The following is a 21,063-nucleotide window of genomic DNA, read 5'->3' as shown; positions in this document are numbered from 1 at the left end:
AGTCGATGCCGGGCTGGATGTTGTCCAGCGTGCCGCCGTTGGCCAGCGAGGCCGCGTAGACGGCGCCGAAGGCCGCGCCGGCCTTGGTCGGGTTGCCGTTGAGGGCGATCATGCCCTTGTAGGCGGGGTTCAGCAGGTCGGCGAAGGTCTTGGGGCAGGGGCTGACCTTCTTGGCGTCGCAACCGATCGACATGTAGCCGCCGTAGTCGTTGTACGCGTTGCCGTTCGCGTCCTTCATGGTGGCCGGGATCTTGTCGAAGTCGGCGACCTTGTAGGGGGCCAGCAGGCCCTGCGAGGCGGCGCTGAGCGCGAAGGCGCTGCCGAGGTCGACCACGTCGGGCGCGCGGTCCTGGTCCTTGCGGGAGGTGATCGCGTTGATCTCGTCCTGGCTGGAGCCGTCCGGGTTCTCGTCCTCGATCTTGATGCCGTACTTCGCGGTGAAGCCGTCCATCAGGGTGCCGTAGTTGGCCCAGTCGCGGGGGAGGGTGATGACGTGCAGGTTCCCCTCCTTCTTGGCGGCGGCGACCAGTGCGTCCATCCCGCCGAGGTCGGCGGCCGAGGCCGCGGTCTTCGCGTCCTTGCCGCCGGCGGTGGTGGTGGTGGACGAGCCGGCGGAACCGCAGGCGGTGAGAGAGAGCGCGGCGGCGGTCAGCACGGCCGCGAAGGCGGCGGCACGGGCACGGTGCACGGTCACGGGAGAGTCTCCAGGATCGAGGTGCGGCAGAGGGTCGCACGGGCAGGTGCGGGGCTGCGTCTTGAGGGGGGATCGGGATCAAGTTGGTCAGCCAACTTCGTCCGACGGGGGTAAGTACGCCGGACTTCGGTGACCAGAAGGTGAACGGGCGACCCAGAACAGGGGTCGGCTGTGGGAACGGTCGTGGCGGGCTGGGTGATAACCGTCCATGTGGTGCGCGAACCGTCGGGACAAAGCCGATATGGTCGAGGCGTCCTCGGCCGGAACCGCACGCAGGACACCGACTTGGGAGGGACCGGTGGAACGCACCTTGACCGAGAACGAGACCGCTGCCGACGCCGCGGGCGGTGTGGACGCGCCGGGCGCCGCCGGTGGTGCGGGTGCTGCCGCCGGTGGGGCCCTCTACCGCCGGGTGGCCGCCGACCTGCGGGAGGCGATCACCACCGGCGCGTACGGCGAGACCGGCCGGCTGCCCGCCGAGGGCGCGCTGGCCGAGCGCTACGGGGTCTCGCGCGGCACCGTGCGCCAGGCGCTGGCCGTGCTGCGCGCCGACGGCCTGGTCACCTCGCGCCGCGGCACCCGCCGCGTGGTGCTGGGCAACGCCCGGGTGCAGAGCTTCTCCGAACTGCTCAGCTTCACCCACTGGGCCCGCTCGATGGGCGAGGAGCCCGGCGGCCGGCTGGAGTCGCTGGTGCGCCGCCCGGCCGACGCCGCCGAGCGCGAGCACCTGCGCCTGCCGCCCGGCTCCGAGGTCTACGTGACCCTGCGGCTGCGCACCCTGTCGGGCACCCCCGTGATGTGCGAGCGCACCGTCTACCCGCCCCATGTCGGCATCCTGGTGGCCCAGTTGCCGCCCGACGTGGTCTCCCACACCGAGCAGCTGCGCGAGCACGGCATCCTGTTCACCGACGCCGACCACACCATCGACGTGGTGGCCGCCAACGCCGAGGACGCCAAGCTGCTGGGCTGCCGGCGCGGCGCCCCGCTGCTGCGCGAGCGCCGCCGCACGACCGACCCCACCGGGCGTCCGGTGGAGTGGTCGCAGGACCGCTACCTGCCCGGCACGGTCGCCTTCAGCGTGCACAACTCGCTGGCCACCTCCGCGCTCTCCCGCCATGCGCGGGAGAGTGACTGAGGACGAACCACTGACGATTCGTCAGGACGCCTTGCCGGGCTGCCCGTTCACCGCCAGCGGCGCCAACAGGGCGGCCAGCAGCGGGCGGAAGTGCTCGAAGGGCGGGGTGGCGGCGTCGGTCTCCTTGGCCCGGTCGTCCCAGCGCCGCACCGCCACCGCGTCCTCGGCGCCCGGCAGCGCCGCGAACTCGGCCGCCTGCGCGGGCGTCATCGGACCGCCCTGCACCCCCAGGGTGAACTCGGAGGCCGCCGACAGGCCGGCCCGGTACTGGGGCTCGACCGCGCACAGGTAGCGCTTGGCGGCCACGTGCAGGCGGACCGGCTCGGTCACCTGCGGGCCGAACCAGCGGGCCAGCCAGTCGGCGCCGGTGTGGCTGTGCCGGTTGTCGTGGCCGGCCATCAACTCCTTGCCGGTGACGGCCCGGTGGCTGTCGGCGTCGAAGAAGTGGCCGACGTCGTGCAGCAGCGCGGCGGCCACCAGGTGGTCCGGCGCGCCGGACCGCTGGGCGAGCACCGCGGCCTGCAGCATGTGGCCGGCCTGGGTGACCGCCTCGCCCAGGTACTCCTCGGCGCCCGCGCCCTCGAAGAGCTCCTGGAGGCCGTCCAGCACCGCGTTCTGCCGGTCCAGGACGGCGAGCGTGGAGGCGAGTGAGTCCAGGTCGGCGTAGCAGCCCTGGAGGTGGCGGCTGCCGTCCTGCTCGAAGGCGGTGCGGGCGTGCAGCAGCCGGACGTTGTCGAAGATCAGGCAGTCGCCGCGGTCGAGCCGGAACTCCAGCTGCAGCTCGGGGCGCAGGGTGATCGCGGCGAAGCGGCGGTAGGCGGCGTAGAAGGCCTCCAGCTCGGCGGCGGGCAGCCGCAGGGTGCCGATCGAACGGTTGTTGAAGCGCACCTCGCGGATCCGGCCCAGCGGGTCGGTCTCGATCAGCGGCCGGTCGGCCCGCAGCTCGGTGACCCGGTCGCGGAAGACGAACGGGACCAGGGTGCGGGTCAGCACGGCGAAGTCGCCCGGCGCCTCGGAGCGCAGCAGCTCGGCCGCCCGGAACCCGTCCACCAGGCCGGAGTCGCCGCCGACCGCCGCGTTCTCCAGGCAGTGCAGCAACTGCAGGGTGGGCACCGGGTCGCGGTAGGGGTTGTCGGTGTGCGGGGCGATCGCCACGCTGGTGAAGGCGAGGTTGTTGGGGTCGGGCTCGACCCGGACGTCGAACAGCTCGCCGTAGTTGGTCTCCCGGACGTAGCCGAAGGTGCCCGCCACCGCGAGCACCTGGCGCTCCACCGCGGGCACCTCGCGCAGCACCGCGAAGCCCAGGCGCTGCACGGCGCGCAGCACGGCGGCCCGCTCGGCGGGGTCGGCCAGGTAGTCGGCCCAGCGGGCCTCGGGGATCCCGGCGGCGAAGTCGGCCCCCTGCCAGTGCCGCTTGTCCTGCTCGGTGCGGGCGTCGCCCCGGTGCCCGGCGCTCAGCCAGGCCAGCGGGTAGCGCGAGCGGTGGCCGTCCGACCAGAGCACCTCCAGGTGCCCGTCCTGCTCGGTGCTCGCGGCCAGGGCGAGGTCCTCGGGCAGGTCGGTGATCTGGAAGAGCTTCTGGCCGTTGCGCGGGTCGCGGCACTGCTCGCAGGGGCAGTTGTCGCGCAGCCAGAAGGCGGGCAGCGGGGCTTGGGCGGTGGACGAGGTCGGGACAGGCACGGCGGGCCCTTCGGGAGGTGGTCGCTGGGTCGCTGGCGGCGCGAAGTTGTATAGCCAACTTGCCTTGAGAGGACCCTGTCGAAGAGCGGTGAGCGGGGTGCGGCCGGCAGGTGGCGAGCGCGCGAACAGCAGGCCACGGGAGGGGGTTGTGGGTCCGGCCCGGGGCCCGTCGGATCCGTCGGGCCGACCCTAGTCGGTCAGCCAGCCGGGGTCGGCGGCGTCGGCCAGCGCCGTCATCCGCTCCTCGAAGCCGTCCCGGGCGCCGAACCAGAGCGCCAGGTGCCCGGCTCCGGCCGCCTCCCAGGCCCGCAGCTCGGCGACCACCCGCGCCACCGGGACCCGGGAGTCCTCCCAACTGCCGCGCGCGCCGGTCTCGACGGGCCGCCCCGCCGCCTGCTCGCGCAGCGCGCCGGCCAGCGCGGCGAACCGCTGCGGCTCGATCTGCGGGCTCTGCCAGACGTCCGCCGAGCGGGCCGCCCGGCGCAGCGCGGCCGGCGAGGTGCCGCCCACCATGATCTTCAGGCCCGGGCCCGGCCGGGGCGCGAAGGTGCCGGTCGTGAAGCCGAACCGCTCGCCCTCGAAGGGTCCCGAGCCCTGCGTGAACAGGTGGCGCAGCAGCCGCAGCGCCTCGTCGGTGCGCCCGGCCCGGTCGGCGAAGTCGGCGCCCACCGCGGCGAACTCCTGCTGCTCCCAGCCCAGTCCCACGCCCAGGGTGAAGCGTCCGGCCGAGAGCCGGTCGAGGGTGGCGGCCTGCTTGGCCACCGCGAACGGATTGCGCAGGGTCAGCAGCAGGACCGAGGTGCCCAGCCGGATCCGGGAGGTGACGGCGGCCAGGTGGGCGAGGGTGACCAGCGGCTCGTGGACCACGCCGAGTTCCGCGGTGGGCGGCAACAGGTGGTCGCCGAGCCAGAGTCCGCCGTAGCCGAGCCGCTCGGCCGCCCGGGCCAGCGCGGTGAGGTGGGCCGGACCGGTGTCGGGGGACTCGTTGGGCAGCACGACGTGCAGGCGCATGGCGGACCTCTTTCGGACGTTGTCATGGAGAGTCAACCTGTCTGTCGAATCCTGTCACACGAATCTGACGGTCCGCCGGATCGGCGCCCGTCCGCGGGTCGTCGCAGCCCGGCGTCGTAGAGTGCGGACATGACTGAGGGCGCGGACATGACCGACGGTGCGGTGCTGCACATCACGGGCCGGGTGCTGGTCGGGCCCGACGAGGTCCGCGACGAACTCTGGGTGGTGGACGGCCGGGTGAGCTACCAGCGGCCGACCGTGGCCCGTGACGTGCGGACCGTCACCGGCTGGGCGATGCCCGGCCTGGTCGACGCGCACTGCCACGTCGGCCTCGACGCGCACGGCGCGGTGGACGAGGCGACCAGTGAGAAGCAGGCCCTGACCGACCGCGACGCCGGCACCCTGCTGATCCGCGACGCCGGCTCGGCCGCCGACACCCGCTGGATCGACGCGCGCGAGGACCTGCCGCGGATCATCCGGGCCGGGCGGCACATCGCCCGCACCCGGCGCTACATCCGCAACTACGCGCACGAGATCGAGCCCGGCGACCTGGCCGCCTACGTGGTCCAGGAGGCTCGGCGCGGCGACGGCTGGGTCAAGCTGGTCGGCGACTGGATCGACCGCGAGCGCGGCGACCTGGCCGCCTGCTGGCCCGCCGACGCGCTGCGCGAGTCGATCGCGGCGGCGCACGCCGAGGGCGCCCGGGTCACCGCGCACTGCTTCGCCGCCGAGTCGCTGCCCGACCTGCTGGCCGCCGGCATCGACTGCGTCGAGCACGCCACCGGGCTGACCGAGGAGTTGATCCCGCTCTTCGCCGAGCGGGCGGTGGCCATCGTGCCGACGCTGGTCAACATCGCCACCTTCCCGGCGCTGGCCGACGGCGGCCAGGAGAAGTTCCCGGCCTGGTCCGCGCACATGCGCCGGCTGCACGAGCGCCGCTACGACACCGTGGGCGCCGCGCACGACGCGGGCGTGCCGATCTACGTGGGGACGGACGCCGGCGGCTCGCTGGCGCACGGCCTGGTCGCGGCCGAGGTCGCCGAGCTGGTCAAGGCCGGCCTCTCACCCGCCGAGGCGCTCTCGGCGGCCAGCTGGGGAGCGCGCGCCTGGCTCGGCCGCGAGGGCCTCAGTGAGGGTGCGCCGGCCGACCTGGTGGTCTACGCCGAGGACCCGCGCGCCGACGTCCGGGTGCTGGCAGACCCGCGGCTGGTCGTGCTGCGCGGCCGCCCGATCGCCTGACCGGCCGCCCGATCGCGGGGCCGGCCGCCTGACCCGGCCGGCCGTCCCGGGGACGGCAACTGGGCCGATAGGGTGAGTGCATGGCACCGCGTCCTCTGCACGAGATCGTCGAACCCGGCTGGGCCACCGCCCTGGAGCCGGTGGCCGGGCGGGTCGCCGCGATGGGGGAGTTCCTCCGCGGCGAACTGGCCGCCGGCCGCACCTACCTGCCGGCCGGACCGGACGTCCTGCGCGCCTTCCAGCAGCCGTTCGCCGACGTGCGGGTGCTGATCGTGGGTCAGGACCCGTACCCGACACCCGGGCACGCGGTGGGCCTGAGCTTCTCGGTCGCCCCGCAGGTCCGTCCGATCCCCGGCAGCCTGATCAACATCTACCGCGAGTACGGCCAGGACCTCGGCTTCCCGCCGCCCGGCAACGGCGACCTGACGCCGTGGACCCGGCAGGGCGTGCTGCTGCTCAACCGTGCGCTGACCACGGCGCCCGGCAAGCCCGCCGCCCACCGCGGCAAGGGTTGGGAGGAGGTCACCGAGCAGGCGATCCGCGCCCTGGTGGCCCGCGGCACCCCGCTGGTGTCGATCCTCTGGGGCCGCGACGCCCGCAACCTGCGCCCGCTGCTCGGCCCCCTGCCGGCGATCGAGTCGGCGCATCCCAGCCCGATGTCCGCCGACCGCGGCTTCTTCGGCTCCCGCCCCTTCAGCCGCGCCAACGAGCTGCTGGTCAAGCAGGGAGCCCAGCCGGTGGACTGGCGACTGCCGTAACGCCTGAGATCCGGGCGCACTCCAGGACTCGTGGCCTCGATCAGACAGAACGTCATCAGACGGTACAAGGCGCCGCCACGCATCACGACCGTTGATGATCTCGGCGGCGACGCTGGCGCATGGGGTGCCTTGCATCGAAGCCGGACGGTTCTGGCTCCCCGTCGACAGGACCTTCCCCATCGCCGACATTGCGAAGGCCCATCGTGTCAGCGAAACGGCTGCGTGCGGGGCAGGCTTTCAGATGGGCGTCGTCTTTTCAGCCGTCTCGCCCGGTTCTCTCGTCTCGGCCCTCCGCTCCGCTCGGCGTGAGCAGCCAGGCGAGGACCTGTGGGCCTTCGGTGCTGCGAAGGTGGTGTCACGGACGAAGTGCAGCTGGTTTTCGGCGATCCACGGCGCGCGGGTGAGTTGGCCAAGCTGTTGGGGTGATGCCTGTTGGGAGGTCAGGTCAGTGATTGCGTAGACGGTCTGGCGGCTGACCCTGCCCGTCGTCAGGTCGGTGCGGTGCCGCAGGATGCGCACGACACCTGGACGGGGTGGGGGAAGTCCAGGCATGGGTCATCGCGGCCAGCAGGTGGGCGGCGGGCGAAGTGCCGGCGTGGGAGCCCTGGGCGGCCTTGTGCCGATCAGATCGGCCAAGCCGCCTGGGCAGAGCAGGCCGACACCCCGCCGGATCGTGGCGGCGCTCGGTGGGATGCGCACACTTATTGCGCTACGTAACAACCCGAGCCTCTAGGCAGGCCAGGGTGTGTTGCGGAGCGTTCCCAGCCCACTGGCCGATGGCCGCATACGACGTTGCATTCGTGACGGACCAGGCCCGGACCTCTCCATCGCCATGACCTGCGCACTCACGTGCTCAGCACGACTTTGAAATGACCCTGCAACTTGCACCCCTGCTCGAAATGATCAGTTCATGGACAGACACTTACGCCCCGCACGTGTGAAACCGATGGGTTCGCACATGCGAAGCTGTCGACATCCGCAGAACAGAGGTGCCAGACTTGCCATCGGGCAGGCTGACGCGCAGGGGGTGGGGCACGTGGACGCCGATTTCTGGTTCTGGTACTACGGGTTACAGGCGCAAGCCAGCCTTCAGGGATTCGAGGAAACCCGCGACCCTGCTGTACTCGACCACGCGATCGAGCTCCTCGCCATGCTGTTGGACCATGATCTCTTCCCGGCTGGCTCGCCGGCCCAACGAGTTCAGGTGCTGGAGCGGCACGCAATGGCACTCATGCGTCGCTATTACTCACGCTCAGATCGCGCCGACCTCGAATCGGCCATCCAGAGTTGGGAGATGACCCTTTCCCTCGCTCCGCCCGGCACTTCGCAGCTAGGTGCCATGCTGAACAACCTGGCCACCGCCATCCAGTGCCGTGACGATCCGGCGGACATCGACCGGATCGTCGACCTGAACCGCGAGGCCGTCGCGCTGACTGATGCCAACGACCCCGACACGCTGTCCGTCCGGCTCAGCAATCTCGGCGTTGCACTGCGCCTGGTCGCTCTGCGTCTCGGCAACCCCGCTGACATGGACGAGACGGTCCGCGTTTGCCGCCGTGCCGTGGATATCGGCAACTCCGACCCAGGCTTCAAATGCCAAATTGTGAACAACCTGTCGGTTATCCTTCATGACCGCTACGACCGATCTGGCGATGCTGACGACCTTGCGGAGAGCATCAAACTTACCTACGAAGCCATTGCCACAGCGCCAGTCGACTTCATGGATGCATGGGGATTCCAGTCGAACCTGGGATCACTACTGCGACACCAGTACGAGCGGTCCGGGGTGTTGAGCTTTCTTGATGATTCGATCGGTGTTCTACGGAAAGCGGCGTCCGCGCCCGCAGGTTGGCATGGCCTGCCGCTTTGTCTGACTAACCTCTCGAGTTCCCTCAACAGGAGAGCGCTGCATAGCAATTCGCCAGAATTCGCTCGCGAGTCGGCCTTGTCAGCCGCCCAGGCTGTGGCGCTCACCCCTCTTGCTAGTGCATCAGCCGTTGGCTACCAATGCAATTTCATCGGCACGCTGGCAAAGCTGGCCGAGCAGACCGGCGAAGGCATGGACAGCTTGGCCGCCTCGATCGACTCGGTTGCCGAGATGGTTGCCCAACTACCCGAAGACTCGCCGCGAAGAGATTCCTTTGAAGCCAATCTCAGCCACGCGTATCTCGTCCTCTACCGACACCGAAGGAATCCCGCCGACCTAACGGCTGCGGAGCAACTCAGGGAGCGCAGTCTCGAGCGCGCTGACGCGGGTTCACCAAGGCTCCTATACGGGCTCGCCGCGTTGGGACAGATCAAGCAACTTCGCTGGCAACACTCGTTAAGCGAAGAAGATGTGGCGATCGGGCGGCAGGCGTACGAGCAACTCTGTGCCACGGGCATGGATACAGAACCGAGTACCGTCCTGGGGGGCGCGTTGGCCTGGGCTTCCTGGGCCGAGGAACGTGACGAATGGAATGAGGCTGCCTCGGCCTACCGGGCCGCAGCACAAGCTGTCCGCCAACTCTTCTCGGCGCAGGTTCTGCGTCAGGATAAGGAGTCATGGCTGATCCGGGCCCGGTCTCTTCCCGGCAGGACTGCGGTCGCGCTGGCCAGAGCCGGAGACGTTCCAGGAGCAGTGCTAGCGCTCGACGGCCTCCGGGCGCTCCTGCTCACGGAGGCAATGGACCGCGCCGGGGCCGACCTGTCCCGACTGCGAGAGGGCCGCCACAAAGATCTGGCCACACGGTTCCAGCTCCTGGCGGGCGAGCTGGCCCGCATTGCCAACAGCTACGAAGAACAGCCCGCAGCAAGCACGGACGGCAGCCAACTGCGAGCCTCGAGAGCAGAACTCGACAGGGTCACCGCTCAGATCCGCAGGGTGCCGGGATGGGAGCAATTCCTCCTACCCTCCGATGCCGCCGATATCGCCGATTCTCGCGACGCCACCCTCATCTATCTGGCAATCGCCCAGCGGGGCGGTGTTGCCTTGGTCGTGCCAGCCAGCCCTCGCGATGACTCCTGGCGCGACCGTGCCTACTCGGTCGACCTCCCTGGGCTGACCGAGGAATCGGTGCGACGACAAGTGGACTTGATCCGCCAGGCTCAGCCGCTGCGGCATACCCAGTCTGGACTGTGGCAGGGAAGCCTCGACAGCGTTGGCCGTTGGCTGGGTCGAACCATTCTCGAGCCACTTGCTGCATCAACAGCAGCAGGTTTTGAGCATCTAGCTCCACCCGGCCATGGATCCGCGTCTGCGACGTTTGCCAACCTGGCGCCAGCCCTTGCGGACGTCACGTTGCGGGTGATTCCAACTGGGATCCTCGGGCTGCTTCCGATACACGCCGCTTGGACGGAGGACGAGCGCACCACCACCGGACGCCGGTACTTCCTCGACAGCGCCGCGCTCACTCACACGCCCAACGCCCGCTCAGCCGTCCGCGGGCGCCGCACCGTGGACTCCACGGGTAGGGGGGGCCTGCTGATGGTCAGCACTCCCAGTACACGCGAGCTGGCGTCGCTGCCGTTGGCCGATGCCCAGGCGGCAGCGGTGGCACAGCAGTTCGGCGACGTCACCACACTGTCGGGAGGGAAGGCGACACGGGCGGCTGTCCTCAGCGCGCTGGGTCACTCCAACGTGCACTTCAACTGCCATGGGATCTCGTACCCGGATCGCCCGCTTGACAGCCACCTGGTCCTCAGCGATGAGCAACCACTGACGGTGCGTGAACTGCTCGGTGCTGCATCTGACCGAAGAGTTCACCTGGTCGCTCTGGCCGCCTGCGAGACGCAAGTTGCCGGAGAAGTGCTCCCGGACGAAGTCGTGAGCCTGCCCTCGGCCTTCCTTCAGCTAGGTGCGGCGGGCGTACTGGCAGCCCAGTGGCCGGTGCGCGAGCTGGCCACCACCATCATCATGATCCGCTTCTACCGAGAGTGGACCACAACCCGCAATGGGCCCGCTGCGCTGCGTGCAGCCCAGCTTTGGCTGCGTGACACGCACAAGCCCGACCTCCTCCGCTACTTCCATCCCACGGAAGGGAGCTCTTGCCTTCAGCCCGATGTCGCTCGGCAGATATGGCTTCGCTTGCTTACCCGGGTCAACGGCTTCGAGTCACCCATAGAGTGGGCGGCTTGGACCTACACAGGAGTGTGACCAGTGACGACAAACGACAACGCGGAGTTCCTCGCTGCTGTCCGCAGAACGACTGGCGGTGAATCGAGAGCCGAACTGCAGGACCTGATTGTGAGGGCCGAGGCGGCCGCTCCCGGCGCTGAACGAGACCGTGCGATGGATGCCCTCTACCAGGCGATGGCAGCCGACCCCTCCTCACGGCAACTACTGGGCCAGCTCCTGCCAGAGACTCTCCTCGACCCTGAACTTGGAGGGTTCACCAACCTGCCAGGAGCACCTGCGCCTCTCCACTACGACCGATACCTGTGTCGATCCTGCGGGTATGCCTGGCCAGTATTCGACATTGCGGACCCGGTCCCCCCGCCGACGTTCTGTCCCGAGGACGGCATCGGGCTCGTCTTCCGCCACGCAGGGGAGTGAGTTCGCGATGCTGACTGACTTCTGGAAGAGCATGGGCGGGAAGCTGGGCGAGCGCGGGCTGGCTGCTCTGTTCTCGCCAGTCCTGCTCTTCTGGGTGGTTGGCGCATTCGCCATGGGATTGCCATACATCCGTCAGGAAGGCCTTGGGGCTGCGACCCGCCGCTGGGGGGATGGGTTTCAGCACCTTCCCGTAGCCGTGCAAGGAGGGCTGGTGATTGGCCTTCTCCTTGTAGTCGCCCTGTCTGGGCTCCTGCTGGAGCAACTGGCTACCCCGGTACTCGTCCTTCTTGAAGGCTACTGGCCTGGACCACTTGCTGCGGTGCGCAGGCGGCTTGCACAACGCCTCAGTCTGCGGGCCGACAAGGACAAGTCTGAGCTGCGGCAGTTGCTGGGCAACCCTGTGCCCAGTCCGAGCGATGTAATCCGTTCGGAGCACCTGACTGCGGCTCTGCTGCGGGTGCCGACGGTGCCGCAAAGGCGCATGCCTACCCGGGTCGGGAACGTTATTAGCGCAGCGGAGTGCAGGCCGGATGACCGCTACGGGTTGAACGCCGTGACCACTTGGCCAGCGCTGTGGCTGGTGATACCCGACGAGACGCGCCAGGAAGTCATCCGCGCCCGAGCATCATTGAACCTCGCAGTTCAAGTGTGGATCGTTGGCTTGGCCACCATCGTATGGACGTTTCTCGCCTGGTGGTCGCTGCCTCTCGGGATCGTCGTGTGCACGGCCACTTACTACCTCCGCGTCATCCCCGCAGCCTATGAGTACGGATCCATGATCATCGCTACTTATCACGTACATCGGCCGCTTCTGTACGCCGCGCTGCGGTGGCCTCTGCCGGAGAACCCGAAGCTGGAAAGGGCTAGCGGTTGGCGCCTCACCGCCTACCTGGCTGCCGGCTCGCTTCAAACAAGTCCGCTTTTCACTCCGCGTCCCTGACGGCGCGTATGGCTTCACTTTCCCTCGCTGGGCGTTTCATCCCTGGTCTTGAGAGTCAGGTTCCGTGCCAGGTGGGGGTGGATTCGCCGGTGAGTCGGCGGGGCATGAGGTTGATCATCGCGACGTGGATCACGGCTTCGGGGCCGGCTGGGAGGGCCTCGTCGCCGCGGACCAGGCGGCGGTGGTTCATGAGCCGGCTCATTGTCCGCCCCGCGGCAACCTCCCGGACCGCCGCCCCGACGACCCACGCCTCAACTTGCGAGTGCGCAGGCGCATGTCGCCATTGGACGAACCGTTGACGCGATCTGACGCTATATCGGGGCCCGCAATCGAGTCGGCGCACCCGAGCCCGATGTCGATGGCCCGCAGGTTCTTCGGCTCCCGCCTGCAGGGCGATCTCGCGCTGCGGGGTGTGCTCTGGGCGTGAGCGCATGTGTTCGGTGGATGCTCCTATAGACGTCAAGCCGCAGGATGGGCATCGAGCGGTACGGCAGGGGCGCCTGACGACTGAGCACATTCATGAGCGAGGTCCACGCCGTCTCGAAGAGCATTGGGGCACGTCAGCAAGCAAGTCGGCCCCGTCCAGAATCTGTCGGCCCTGCTCGGGTTGAGAGGAGAGGCGCGTAGGACCCGCGAGGTCAGGCGCGGTTATCGGATCCGACACCCGGGCACGCGGTGGGCCTGAGCTTCTCGGTGGCCCCGCAGGTCCGTCCGATCCCCGGCAGCCTGGTCAACATCTACCGCGAGTACGGCCAGGACCTCGGCTTCCCGCCGCCCGGCAACGGCGACCTGACGCCGTGGACCCGGCAGGGCGTGCTGCTGCTCAACCGTGCGCTGACCACGGCGCCCGGCAAGCCCGCCGCCCACCGCGGCAAGGGTTGGGAGGAGGTCACCGAGCAGGCGATCCGCGCCCTGGTGGCCCGCGGCACCCCGCTGGTGTCGATCCTCTGGGGCCGCGACGCCCGCAACCTGCGCCCGCTGCTCGGCCCCCTGCCGGCGATCGAGTCGGCGCATCCCAGCCCGATGTCCGCCGACCGCGGCTTCTTCGGCTCCCGCCCCTTCAGCCGCGCCAACGAGCTGCTCGTCAAGCAGGGAGCCCAGCCGGTGGACTGGCGACTGCCGTAGCGACACGATGACATCCGCTCTCGGTGCCGGTGCCGGGGCCGTGGAGGTCCGCTGCAGAGACGGAGGGCCTCACCACCTCCCGCTACGTCCACCTGGGCTGAGTGTTGTCAGTGCTCGTGGCGATCGCAGTGGCCATGATGCCCGTCGTGGTCGTCGTGCCCGTCGTGGTCGTCGTGCTTGATCGTGGCGGTGTCGACGGCCGTGTGGGTGGTGGTGTCACCGCCTCCGGTGACGGTAGCGGTGTTGGTGACCCGTGCACGGGTGTCGCAGGAGATCTCGACCTTCAGGGTGACGGGCGGGTAGCTGTGCCCGGCGGGCAGGATGTCGCTGCGCGTACAGGTGAGGGTGGCCAGAACGCAGTGCCATCCCCCGCCGCTGATCCTGTCCGCGCGAAGACCTGCGGGGAGGGCGTCGTGGACGGTGACCGTGGTGCCGTTGGTCGGGCTGGCCGTGGTGAGGTTGCCCGCAGTGATGGTGTAGACGCCGTCCTCGCCCGCGGTGAAGGTGCCCGTGTGACTCTTGGCGATGGTCAGGCTGACGGGGATGACCGTAAACGCGAGGCTGGTGCTGCCGGTACTGCTGGTGCTGGCAGTGCCGCTGGGTTTGGTGAGGCTGATGGTGGAGGCATCGATCACCGGCACCGCCTTGTCGTCGACCTGGGCGACGTAGGTGGGCTGAATCGTGGCGGTCCAGGCTGTGGTCAGGACGATCGCCAGGACGGCCGGCCTGGCCAGTGAGACCGCCCTCGTCCTGCGGGTCCGCACCCTCGGCCACGATCGGAACGGGCCCCCGTACCTCCCGTGCCGCGGCTGGCTCCGTCCCGCCCTCTCCCGTGTTCGAACACCGACATCTCCGCTTCCAGCCGTCGATGACAGGCCGTAGGTACTCATCGTGACATGAACATTGCTTTGCGTTTCGGTGCGATCCTCGCCCGCGGGGGCGGGGTTCGGTCGCAGTGGTCATCGGCGGCGCCGGAGCGCCCTGGAGAGAAGAAGGCACAGAGCGGTGACGGCGAGGGCCGAGAGCCCGGCGACCGCGGGGGTGGACACGTGCCCTTGCTGGGCGGCCAACACGGCGGCCGCTCCGACGCCACCGGGAGCCGTCGGGAAGGTGATGGTGGCGCGGGTGGTGTGCTCGACCAAGCCACTTCTGAGCGTGAGCTCCGCGGTCCACGGGCCGTTCGGCAGTGGTGCGTCCAGCGGGACGACGGCCTCCGCGAAGTCGCCGGGAGCCAGCGTGGTGCCCGTCTTGGCGGCCGAGAACGGTCCGGCGTGCTGTCCGCCCGGCCCGTCGGCGAGGGAGAGCGCCCCGCTGATGTCCAGGGCGCGACCCCCCGTGTTGTGGATCCGGGCGCGAACCTCGCCCTGCCCGTCCGGGGCTCGGCCCGGACGGAGCTGCTCGATCGTGAAGTCCGAGGGCGGCTCACCACCGGGGCCGACGTCGAGGTACATGCGGACGCCCACCCGACCCAGCATCGTCAGATTGTGCGAGCTGTCGGTGGGGGCGCTCGTCTGCGCCCAGATGACGCCGTATCGCTCCCCGGCGGCGGCGTCCCCGGGAACCCGGATCGTGGTGCGCACCCGCGCCGTTTCGGAGGCCGCCAGCTCGAGGTCCGCCGTGTCGAATGACGTCCAGCCGGTCAGCTCGTTGGGGGTGCGCTGCGGTCCGAAGGTGAACTCGCCCTTCGCGATGGTGGCCGCCGCGGCGTAGACGTTGACGCGCATCGGTGTGGACGACCTGTTGGTGATCTCCACCCGCCGCTCGATGGTCGAGCCGGGTGCGAGGTGGTCGACGATGTAGGCATGCGCCCTGGGATCGGCGCGGCGGTTCTCCGGGGCGTCGAGCAGCTTGATGCTGATGGCCCTGCCCGCGGCCGGGTCCTGGAGGGAGGGCGCTCCGTGCCCCGCCGCCGGGTTCACCCCGGCGGCCTGTACGAGGACCAGCATCAGCAGGAGGGCCCAGTACCGGCGCGCACCCTTCATTCCGTCAGGCAACGGATTGGGTCAGCGTTCCGGTGTAGGTTCCGCCGATGGCGCCGACGGGCACGTTGACGGCGACCGTCGGATCCCAGGAGGCGGTGTTGTCTCCGACGCCGGCGCTCCCGGTGACCACCGCCTGCGCGGCGTTGCTCAGTGTCACGGCTGTGGTGGTGATGGTGATGGTGCCGGTCGTCGTCACCGTCCCGGTCGAGTAGGTGGCTTTGGTGGCGGGAATCGTCGACGCACCGTTCGCGAAGTCCGTCTCCGCCGCGGTCACCGTCCACGAGGCCGAGAGGAGGGCGCGGTCGTCGGTGACGGTCACGGGACCGATCGGTGCGCTGATCGCGGTGCCCGGCGCTCCCGAGCCGAGGTTGGCGCTGGCCGGCACCGACAGCGACAACGCGCCGGACGTGACGGTGAACGTGACCGTGGTGCTGGGGTCGGCCGCCGCGACGGCGAGGCACGGCTGGACCAGGGCGAGAGCGGCGGCCGCAGCCGCGACAGTTAGGCTTCGTGTACGCACGACAACTCCCGGGGTAGCCACCCGCCAGCGGACATCCTGGCTGACGGCGGACGTGTTGGTTGACGCGACTCAGACAATCGGGCGCGGCCTGTTCGCACAAGCCGCCGCGCGCCGCGTTCCGCCACACGAATGGCCACATTTCAGCCGGAGCGGCGGCCGGCCGGCTCACGGCCGAGGACGTGGCGGGCGGGCCAGGCCCGTTCGGTAGGCGAGCACGACGAGTTGCGCGCGGTCGCGTGCGCCGAGTTTGGTCATGGCGTGGTTGACGTGCGTCTTGACGGTGAGCGGGCTGAGCGTGAGCTGGCGGGCGATCTCCGCGTTCGACATCCCGTCGGCAACCAGGGCGGTCACTTCGCGCTCGCGGTCGGTGAGCGGAGCGAGCAGCGGTGACGGGCAGGCCGGCTCGCTGTCGTGCGACCTGAGGAACCTCGCGATCAGGCCCCGGGTGGCGGACGGCGAAAGCAGCGCGTCGCCGCGGGCGACCGTGCGGATCGCGTCGATCAGGACGTCCGGGCGCGCCCCCTTGCCGAGGAACCCGCTGGCACCCGACCGCAGCGCCTCGAAGACGTAGTCGTCGACCTCGAAGGTCGTCAGGATCAGCACGCGCACTCCGGCGAGGCTGTCGTCGGCGGCGATCCGCCGGGTCGCGGCCAGCCCGTCGAGGCCCGGCATCCGAATGTCCATCAGGACGACGTCGGCGCGTGCCTCGCGGGCGATCCGGACGGCGTCGTGGCCGGTGGCCGCCTCGCCCACCACCGTCAGCAGCGGCGCGCGGTCGATCATGAGCCGCAGGCCCGCGCGGACGAGTTCCTGGTCGTCGGCGAGGACCACGCGGGTCGGCTCTGAGGTGCCGGATCCCGGCGAGGAGGATGCGGTCCCGGTCATGAGCCCTCGATCCGGGCCGCTCGCAGCGGAAGCTCGGCAAGGACGCGGTAGCCTCCCCCGGGTCGCGGGCCTGCTGACAGCACTCCGCCCAGGGCGGCCACCCGCTCTCGCATGCCCACGATGCCGTGCCCTCCCGGCGCGGGGTCTGCGGGCGTAGGCCGGCCGCTCCGAGCGACCGGTGCTCCGTCATCCTCGACCGCCAGGCCCAGTGCCCCGGGCGCGTACGTGAGCCGCACCACGGCGGTGCCGCAGCCGGCGTGCTTGCGGGTGTTGGTCAGCGACTCCTGGATGACCCGGTAGGCGGTCGACTCCACCGCCTCGGGCGCAGGCCTGACCTGGCCGATCACCTCCCGAGTGACCCGCAGACCCACGTCGGCGAACGAGCGGATCAGCTCTTCGAGCTGGTCAAGGCCGGGCACCGGCTCGGTCGGCTCGGCCGCACCGGGCTCGCGCAGCAGTCCGACGGTCAGGCGCAGCTCCTCGAGGGCTTCCCCGCTTGCCCGTTGGATGTGGGCGAGCGACTCCCTGGCCTGACTGAGGTCCTCGTCGTCGAGCGTGCAGGCCAGCGCGCCGGCCTGCACGCTGATCAGGGCGACATGGTGCCCGACGGCGTCGTGCAACTCCCGTGCGATGCGCAGCCGTTCCTCCGTGACCCGGCGGTTCGCCTCCTCCTCCCTGGACTGTTCGGCGTGCCTCGCGCGCTTCTCGGCCTCGGCGACGTGGCCGCGGTGGCTCTGGGACGCGCTGCCGCTGGTCACCGCCAGGGCCGCCCACAGCAGGATGACGAAGCCGGTGATGCCGGGATGGGTGATGAGTGAGGTGCAGAGCAGCGTCGCCTTGACGGTGACGCCGACCGCGAGTGTCCGGCCCGGGCCGGCACCCAGCGCGACCGAGTACAGCACGTAGAAGACCGCCGGCAAGGTCGGTGGGTAGGCCGTCCCGTCGGCCATGAGCACCACGGACCCGATGACGGCGACCGCCACGGTGCCCAGCGGGAAGCGTCCACGCGCCACCAGGGCCGCGTAGACCACGGCGGACACCAGCCAGATCAGTGGCCGGTGGGAGCTCAGCGCATGCCGGATGTCGGTGGGGATCGTCACCACCGCGAACAGCACCACCGGCGTGACCGCCGAAAGAAGCAGTAACTCCTGACGGCCCATCAGCCTGTTCCAGGCGTTCCCCCACATAGCTGGACTGTAGGCACTGCCACCGACGCGGGCAACCGAACTACTGCGGGCGCAGTAGGTGGAGCCGAGAACCACGACGGATGGCGCGGTCGCGATCAGGGCAACCGCTGCGGCGGGCTGACGACCCGTCGGTTCGCGGGCCGGACGATGAGAGCCGAACCACGGGAACGGAGGATCATGTCGGGTCTCGCACGCTGGTGCTACCAGCACCGCTTCGTCGTCATCAGCGCCTGGATATGCCTGCTCATCGGTCTGACGGTGATGTCGCAGGTGGTGAGGACGACGTACGACAACTCGCTCGCCCTTCCGGGAACCGGATCGGGGAGCGCCCAGGCACTGCTGCTGCGGTCGGCGCCGGCCCAGGCCGGCGACAGCGATCAGATCGTCTGGCAGGTGAGCCACGGCAGCGCCACCGATCCGGCCGTCGAGCAGCGGATGCAGGCGATGCTCACACAGGTGTCGCACCTGCCCGAGGTGGCCTCGGTCGCCGGCCCCTACACGCCGGGTGGCCAGGTCCAGGTGAGCTCGGACGGGCGCACCGCTTTCGCCACGGTGAACTTCACCAAGGCGGCGGACGACCTGGACCGTGCCCACATCGACCGGGTGATCACCACGGCGACGGCCGCCCGCGAGCCGGGCCTCACCGTCGAGCTCGGAGGCAAGGCGATCTCGAGCGCCGAGCAGACGCCGGCGTCGAACGCGTCGCTGATCGGCATCGTCGCGGCCGCCGTCATCCTGTTCATCGCGTTCGGATCGCTGCTCGCGACGGCACTGCCGATCGTGACCGCGGTGGCCGGGGTGGCCGGCGGCATGCTGCTCATGGCCCCGCTCAGCCACCTGATGTCCGTGAACGGCATCGCGCCGATCCTCGGCGCGCTGATCGGGCTCGGCGTCGGCGTCGACTACTCCCTGTTCATCGTGACCAGGCACCGCCGCGGCCTGCAGACCGGGCTGGAACCGGAGCAGTCCACCGTGCAGGCGCTCAACACCTCCGGACGCGCGGTCCTGTTCGCCGGCGGCACGGTGTGCATCGCCCTGCTCGGCCTGCTCGTCATCAACGTGCGGTTCATCGACGGGCTGGCCGTCCCGGCGGCTCTCACCGTGGTGTGCACCGTGGTCGCGGCCCTCACGCTGCTGCCCGCGCTGTTCGGGGTGTTCGGTTCGCGCGTGCTGAGCCGCAAGCAGCGCCGCCGGCTTCGGGCCGGCGAGCCGGGCCGGGCGGAGTACGGCAACGGCCTGTGGGCGCGCTGGTCGCGCACCGTGCCGCGGTTCGCCGCCGTGTTCGTCTCCCTGGGGCTCGCGGTCATGGTCGTGCTCTCCGCTCCCGTGCTGCACCTGCGGCTCGGCTTTGCCGACGCGTCCAACGACCCCACCTCAACCCACACGTACAAGTCCTACGACATGCTCGCCAAGGGGTTCGGGCCGGGCTTCAACGGCCCGCTGCTCCTGGTCGCCCGGACGCAGTCGCTGGCCGACCGCGCCGCGCTCGACCAGCTCGACCAGGCACTCGGCGCGGTGCCCGGGGTGGCTGCCGTGCAGACCGCACCCGCGCGAACCGACTCGGGTACCGGGCCGGCGATCGAGGTGACCCAGGTCTTCCCCACCACGGCGCCGCAGGCCCCGGCCACCTCCGCCCTGATCGACCGGCTGCGCACCACGGTCGTGCCGCACTACACGAACGGCACCACGCTGCAGGTCCACGTGGGCGGCCTGACGGCCACGTTCGACGACCTCGCCGCGACGACGAGCGACAAGCTGCCCTGGCTGCTCGTCACCGTCGTGGGTCTCGGCTTCCTGCTGCTCGTACTCGCCTTCCGCAGCCTGCTCATCCCCGCGATCACGGCGGTGCTCAACCTGCTGGCGGCGGCGGCCTCGTTCGGCGTCCTCACCGCGTTCTTCCAGTGGGGCTGGGGAACCAGGGCACTGGGCCTCGGCGCGCCCAGCCCCATCGAGGGCTACCTGCCCGAGCTGGTGCTGGCGGTCCTGTTCGGTCTGTCGATGGACTACCAGGTGTTCCTGGTCAGCAGGATGGCCGAGGAATGGTCGCGCACCCGTGACAACACCCGGTCGGTGCTCGCCGGCGTGACCGACACCGCGCGGGTGATCACCGCCGCGGCCGTGATCATGATGGCCGTGTTCACCGCGTTCGTGTTCATGGGCCAGCGCTCCATCGCCGAGTTCGGGGTCGGGTTGGCCGCCGCCGTGGCACTGGACGCCTTCATCCTGCGGACGGTGCTCGTACCGGCCGTGATGTACCTGTGCGGCCGGGCCAACTGGTGGCTTCCCCGCTCGCTGGACCGCCGCCTGCCGCACCTGACCATCGAGCCGCCCGCGCGGGAGCAGTCCGCCCGCGCGCCCGAGCCCGCCGCCGTGTAGCCCGATTCACCGAAGGAGTAGCTCATGTCCAAGGTCCCGAACGAACCCCCTCTGTCGGCAGTTCCGTGGTCGCCGAGGTACGGCGTTGACGCCCCGGCCTTTCCGGCGGTGCTCGGCGCCGCCGGCGTGGCATGCTGCCTGGCCGCCCGGCGACGGCTCTGCGGCCTCGCGGTGGCGGCCGCCGGGGTGGTACTGCTGGCCAACGCCGCCGTGTACCTGCACACCACGCTGCGCGGCAAGCTGCGCATCTGGGAACGAGAGCTGGATCGCGTCGGCCTGCAAGGCAACGAGCAGCTGCTGGACCTGGGCTGCGGCCGCGGCGCGGTGCTGATCGCGGCGGCCCGACGGCTGCCGACGGGACGCGCCGTCGGCGCGGACCTGTGGACCAGGGACCAGAGCGGCAACAGTCCCGACGTCACGCTCGCCAACGCCGCCGCGGCCGGGGTCGCCGACCGGGTGGAGGTACGCACGGCCGACATGACCGCCCTGCCCTTCCCCGACGGCTCCTTCGACGTGGTGACGAGCGCGATGGCGATCCACAACATCCCATCGCCCCGGGCGCGCTACCGCGCGGTCGACGAGGCCCTGCGCGTACTTCGCCCGGGCGGGCAGTTGCTCATCGCCGATCCCTGGCCCATGGCCAGGAAGTACGCCGAGCACATCGACCAGGGCACACTGCGCCCACTCGGCCCGGGGTACTGGTACGGCGGCCCGTGGCTCGGCGTCACGCTGCTGCACGCCGTCAAGGAACGCTGACCTGCCGGCGCGGCGACTGCCGTAGGGTGCCCGGGGGCGCGAGCGGCCGGTCGGTGTCCTGCGGATCCGGCGGCGGTGGCGACGGCGCGCCCCGGTTCAGATCAGGAGCAGGGTCCTGCCCGCTCTCCCCGCCGGGCGGGGTCGGGGCAGCCACCGGCGGCCGGATCCGCCGACCGTCGATCCGCCTCAGAGCCAGCCGCGTTGGGCTGCTTTGATGCCGGCTTCGAAGCGGCTGCTGGCG

16 protein-coding genes and 2 pseudogenes are annotated in these 21,063 nt (G+C 70.3%); 9 read left to right on the top strand and 9 right to left on the bottom strand.

The features are described from left to right. A partial coding sequence (locus tag ABD323_RS29785) for an ABC transporter substrate-binding protein (RefSeq protein WP_344445110.1) occupies positions 1-694 on the bottom strand: 694 nt, incomplete at its 3' end. Positions 695-1,043: 349 nt separating this feature from the next. Between ABD323_RS29785 and ABD323_RS29780 the strand changes: the two genes are divergently transcribed. Then, the gene (locus ABD323_RS29780; protein WP_425556204.1) at positions 1,044-1,829 is read left to right on the top strand and encodes a GntR family transcriptional regulator; all 786 of its coding nucleotides are present in this window, start codon (positions 1,044-1,046) and stop codon (positions 1,827-1,829) included. A gap of 21 nt (positions 1,830-1,850) precedes the next feature. Here ABD323_RS29780 and tmpA read toward each other — a convergent pair whose 3' ends face one another. Together tmpA and ABD323_RS29770 are read right to left on the bottom strand one after the other, a co-directional pair. Continuing rightward, the gene (gene tmpA, locus ABD323_RS29775; RefSeq protein ID WP_344445109.1) at positions 1,851-3,509 is read right to left on the bottom strand and encodes a 2-trimethylaminoethylphosphonate dioxygenase; all 1,659 of its coding nucleotides are present in this window, start codon (positions 3,507-3,509) and stop codon (positions 1,851-1,853) included. A gap of 189 nt (positions 3,510-3,698) precedes the next feature. Then, complete coding sequence (locus tag ABD323_RS29770; protein ID WP_344445108.1) at positions 3,699-4,520, bottom strand: TIGR03619 family F420-dependent LLM class oxidoreductase; 822 nt, start codon at positions 4,518-4,520, stop codon at positions 3,699-3,701. A gap of 147 nt (positions 4,521-4,667) precedes the next feature. Here ABD323_RS29770 and ABD323_RS29765 point away from each other — a divergent pair, with 147 nt between their 5' ends. From ABD323_RS29765 to ABD323_RS29745, 5 genes are all read left to right on the top strand, one after another. Next, a complete protein-coding gene (locus ABD323_RS29765) occupies positions 4,668-5,759 on the top strand; it encodes an amidohydrolase family protein (protein ID WP_344445111.1) in 1,092 nt (363 codons plus the stop codon). Positions 5,760-5,839: 80 nt separating this feature from the next. Then, complete coding sequence (locus tag ABD323_RS29760) at positions 5,840-6,517, top strand: uracil-DNA glycosylase (RefSeq protein WP_344445107.1); 678 nt, start codon at positions 5,840-5,842, stop codon at positions 6,515-6,517. A 1,036-nt stretch (positions 6,518-7,553) separates the two neighbouring features. Next, complete coding sequence (locus ABD323_RS29755) at positions 7,554-10,652, top strand: CHAT domain-containing protein (protein WP_344445106.1); 3,099 nt, start codon at positions 7,554-7,556, stop codon at positions 10,650-10,652. Between the two features lie 3 nt (positions 10,653-10,655). Further along, the gene (locus ABD323_RS29750) at positions 10,656-11,051 is read left to right on the top strand and encodes a hypothetical protein (protein ID WP_344445105.1); all 396 of its coding nucleotides are present in this window, start codon (positions 10,656-10,658) and stop codon (positions 11,049-11,051) included. A gap of 7 nt (positions 11,052-11,058) precedes the next feature. After that, positions 11,059-11,991, top strand: a complete 933-nt coding sequence (locus ABD323_RS29745; protein WP_344445104.1) for a hypothetical protein — start codon at positions 11,059-11,061, stop codon at positions 11,989-11,991. A gap of 55 nt (positions 11,992-12,046) precedes the next feature. Here the strand turns inward: ABD323_RS29745 and ABD323_RS29740 are convergent. After that, positions 12,047-12,199: pseudogene (locus ABD323_RS29740) on the bottom strand (IS5 family transposase); the annotation flags it as partial. 449 nt (positions 12,200-12,648) lie between these two features. On the opposite strand from ABD323_RS29740, the pseudogene ABD323_RS29735 reads away from it, so the two are divergent. After that, positions 12,649-13,116 (top strand): annotated as a pseudogene (locus ABD323_RS29735) (uracil-DNA glycosylase); the annotation flags it as partial. Between the two features lie 107 nt (positions 13,117-13,223). Here the strand turns inward: ABD323_RS29735 and ABD323_RS29730 are convergent. The 5 genes from ABD323_RS29730 to ABD323_RS29710 form a co-directional block, all read right to left on the bottom strand. Beyond that, a complete protein-coding gene (locus ABD323_RS29730; protein WP_344445103.1) occupies positions 13,224-13,880 on the bottom strand; it encodes a hypothetical protein in 657 nt (218 codons plus the stop codon). 195 nt (positions 13,881-14,075) lie between these two features. Next, positions 14,076-15,098 carry a COG1361 family protein gene (locus ABD323_RS29725; RefSeq protein WP_344445102.1) on the bottom strand — a complete coding sequence of 341 codons (1,023 nt, stop codon included), beginning with the start codon at positions 15,096-15,098 and terminating at the stop codon, positions 14,076-14,078. A gap of 4 nt (positions 15,099-15,102) precedes the next feature. Further along, positions 15,103-15,639, bottom strand: a complete 537-nt coding sequence (locus ABD323_RS29720; RefSeq protein WP_344445101.1) for a hypothetical protein — start codon at positions 15,637-15,639, stop codon at positions 15,103-15,105. 144 nt (positions 15,640-15,783) lie between these two features. Then, the gene (locus tag ABD323_RS29715; protein WP_344445100.1) at positions 15,784-16,503 is read right to left on the bottom strand and encodes a response regulator; all 720 of its coding nucleotides are present in this window, start codon (positions 16,501-16,503) and stop codon (positions 15,784-15,786) included. After that, positions 16,500-17,690, bottom strand: a complete 1,191-nt coding sequence (locus ABD323_RS29710) for a sensor histidine kinase (protein ID WP_344445099.1) — start codon at positions 17,688-17,690, stop codon at positions 16,500-16,502. Before ABD323_RS29710 ends, ABD323_RS29715 begins: the two co-directional genes overlap by 4 nt. A 177-nt stretch (positions 17,691-17,867) precedes the next feature. On the opposite strand from ABD323_RS29710, the gene ABD323_RS29705 reads away from it, so the two are divergent. Both ABD323_RS29705 and ABD323_RS29700 read left to right on the top strand, forming a co-directional pair. Next, positions 17,868-20,066 carry an MMPL family transporter gene (locus ABD323_RS29705; RefSeq protein WP_344445098.1) on the top strand — a complete coding sequence of 733 codons (2,199 nt, stop codon included), beginning with the start codon at positions 17,868-17,870 and terminating at the stop codon, positions 20,064-20,066. A 24-nt stretch (positions 20,067-20,090) separates the two neighbouring features. Next, positions 20,091-20,822, top strand: coding sequence for a class I SAM-dependent methyltransferase (locus ABD323_RS29700; RefSeq protein WP_344445097.1), 732 nt, complete (start codon positions 20,091-20,093; stop codon positions 20,820-20,822). Positions 20,823-21,063 lie beyond the last annotated feature (241 nt).

This window comes from Kitasatospora nipponensis (assembly GCF_039528135.1).
Lineage (GTDB): Bacteria > Actinomycetota > Actinomycetes > Streptomycetales > Streptomycetaceae > Kitasatospora > Kitasatospora nipponensis.
The sequence above is the reverse complement of the archived record's forward strand: the minus strand, read 5'-3'. Positions and strand labels throughout refer to the sequence as shown.

What these genes read in the sequence shown, in the direction of transcription:
- ABD323_RS29700 (WP_344445097.1), top strand. Translation starts at nt 20,091, where the DNA reads ATGTCCAAGGTCCCGAACGAACCCCCTCTGTCGGCAGTTCCGTGGTCG.
- ABD323_RS29715 (WP_344445100.1), bottom strand. Translation starts at nt 16,503, where the DNA reads ATGACCGGGACCGCATCCTCCTCGCCGGGATCCGGCACCTCAGAGCCG.
- ABD323_RS29705 (WP_344445098.1), top strand. Translation starts at nt 17,868, where the DNA reads ATGTCGGGTCTCGCACGCTGGTGCTACCAGCACCGCTTCGTCGTCATC.
- ABD323_RS29760 (WP_344445107.1), top strand. Translation starts at nt 5,840, where the DNA reads ATGGCACCGCGTCCTCTGCACGAGATCGTCGAACCCGGCTGGGCCACC.
- ABD323_RS29770 (WP_344445108.1), bottom strand. Translation starts at nt 4,520, where the DNA reads ATGCGCCTGCACGTCGTGCTGCCCAACGAGTCCCCCGACACCGGTCCG.
- ABD323_RS29765 (WP_344445111.1), top strand. Translation starts at nt 4,668, where the DNA reads ATGACCGACGGTGCGGTGCTGCACATCACGGGCCGGGTGCTGGTCGGG.
- ABD323_RS29745 (WP_344445104.1), top strand. Translation starts at nt 11,059, where the DNA reads ATGCTGACTGACTTCTGGAAGAGCATGGGCGGGAAGCTGGGCGAGCGC.
- ABD323_RS29725 (WP_344445102.1), bottom strand. Translation starts at nt 15,098, where the DNA reads ATGAAGGGTGCGCGCCGGTACTGGGCCCTCCTGCTGATGCTGGTCCTC.
- ABD323_RS29710 (WP_344445099.1), bottom strand. Translation starts at nt 17,690, where the DNA reads ATGTGGGGGAACGCCTGGAACAGGCTGATGGGCCGTCAGGAGTTACTG.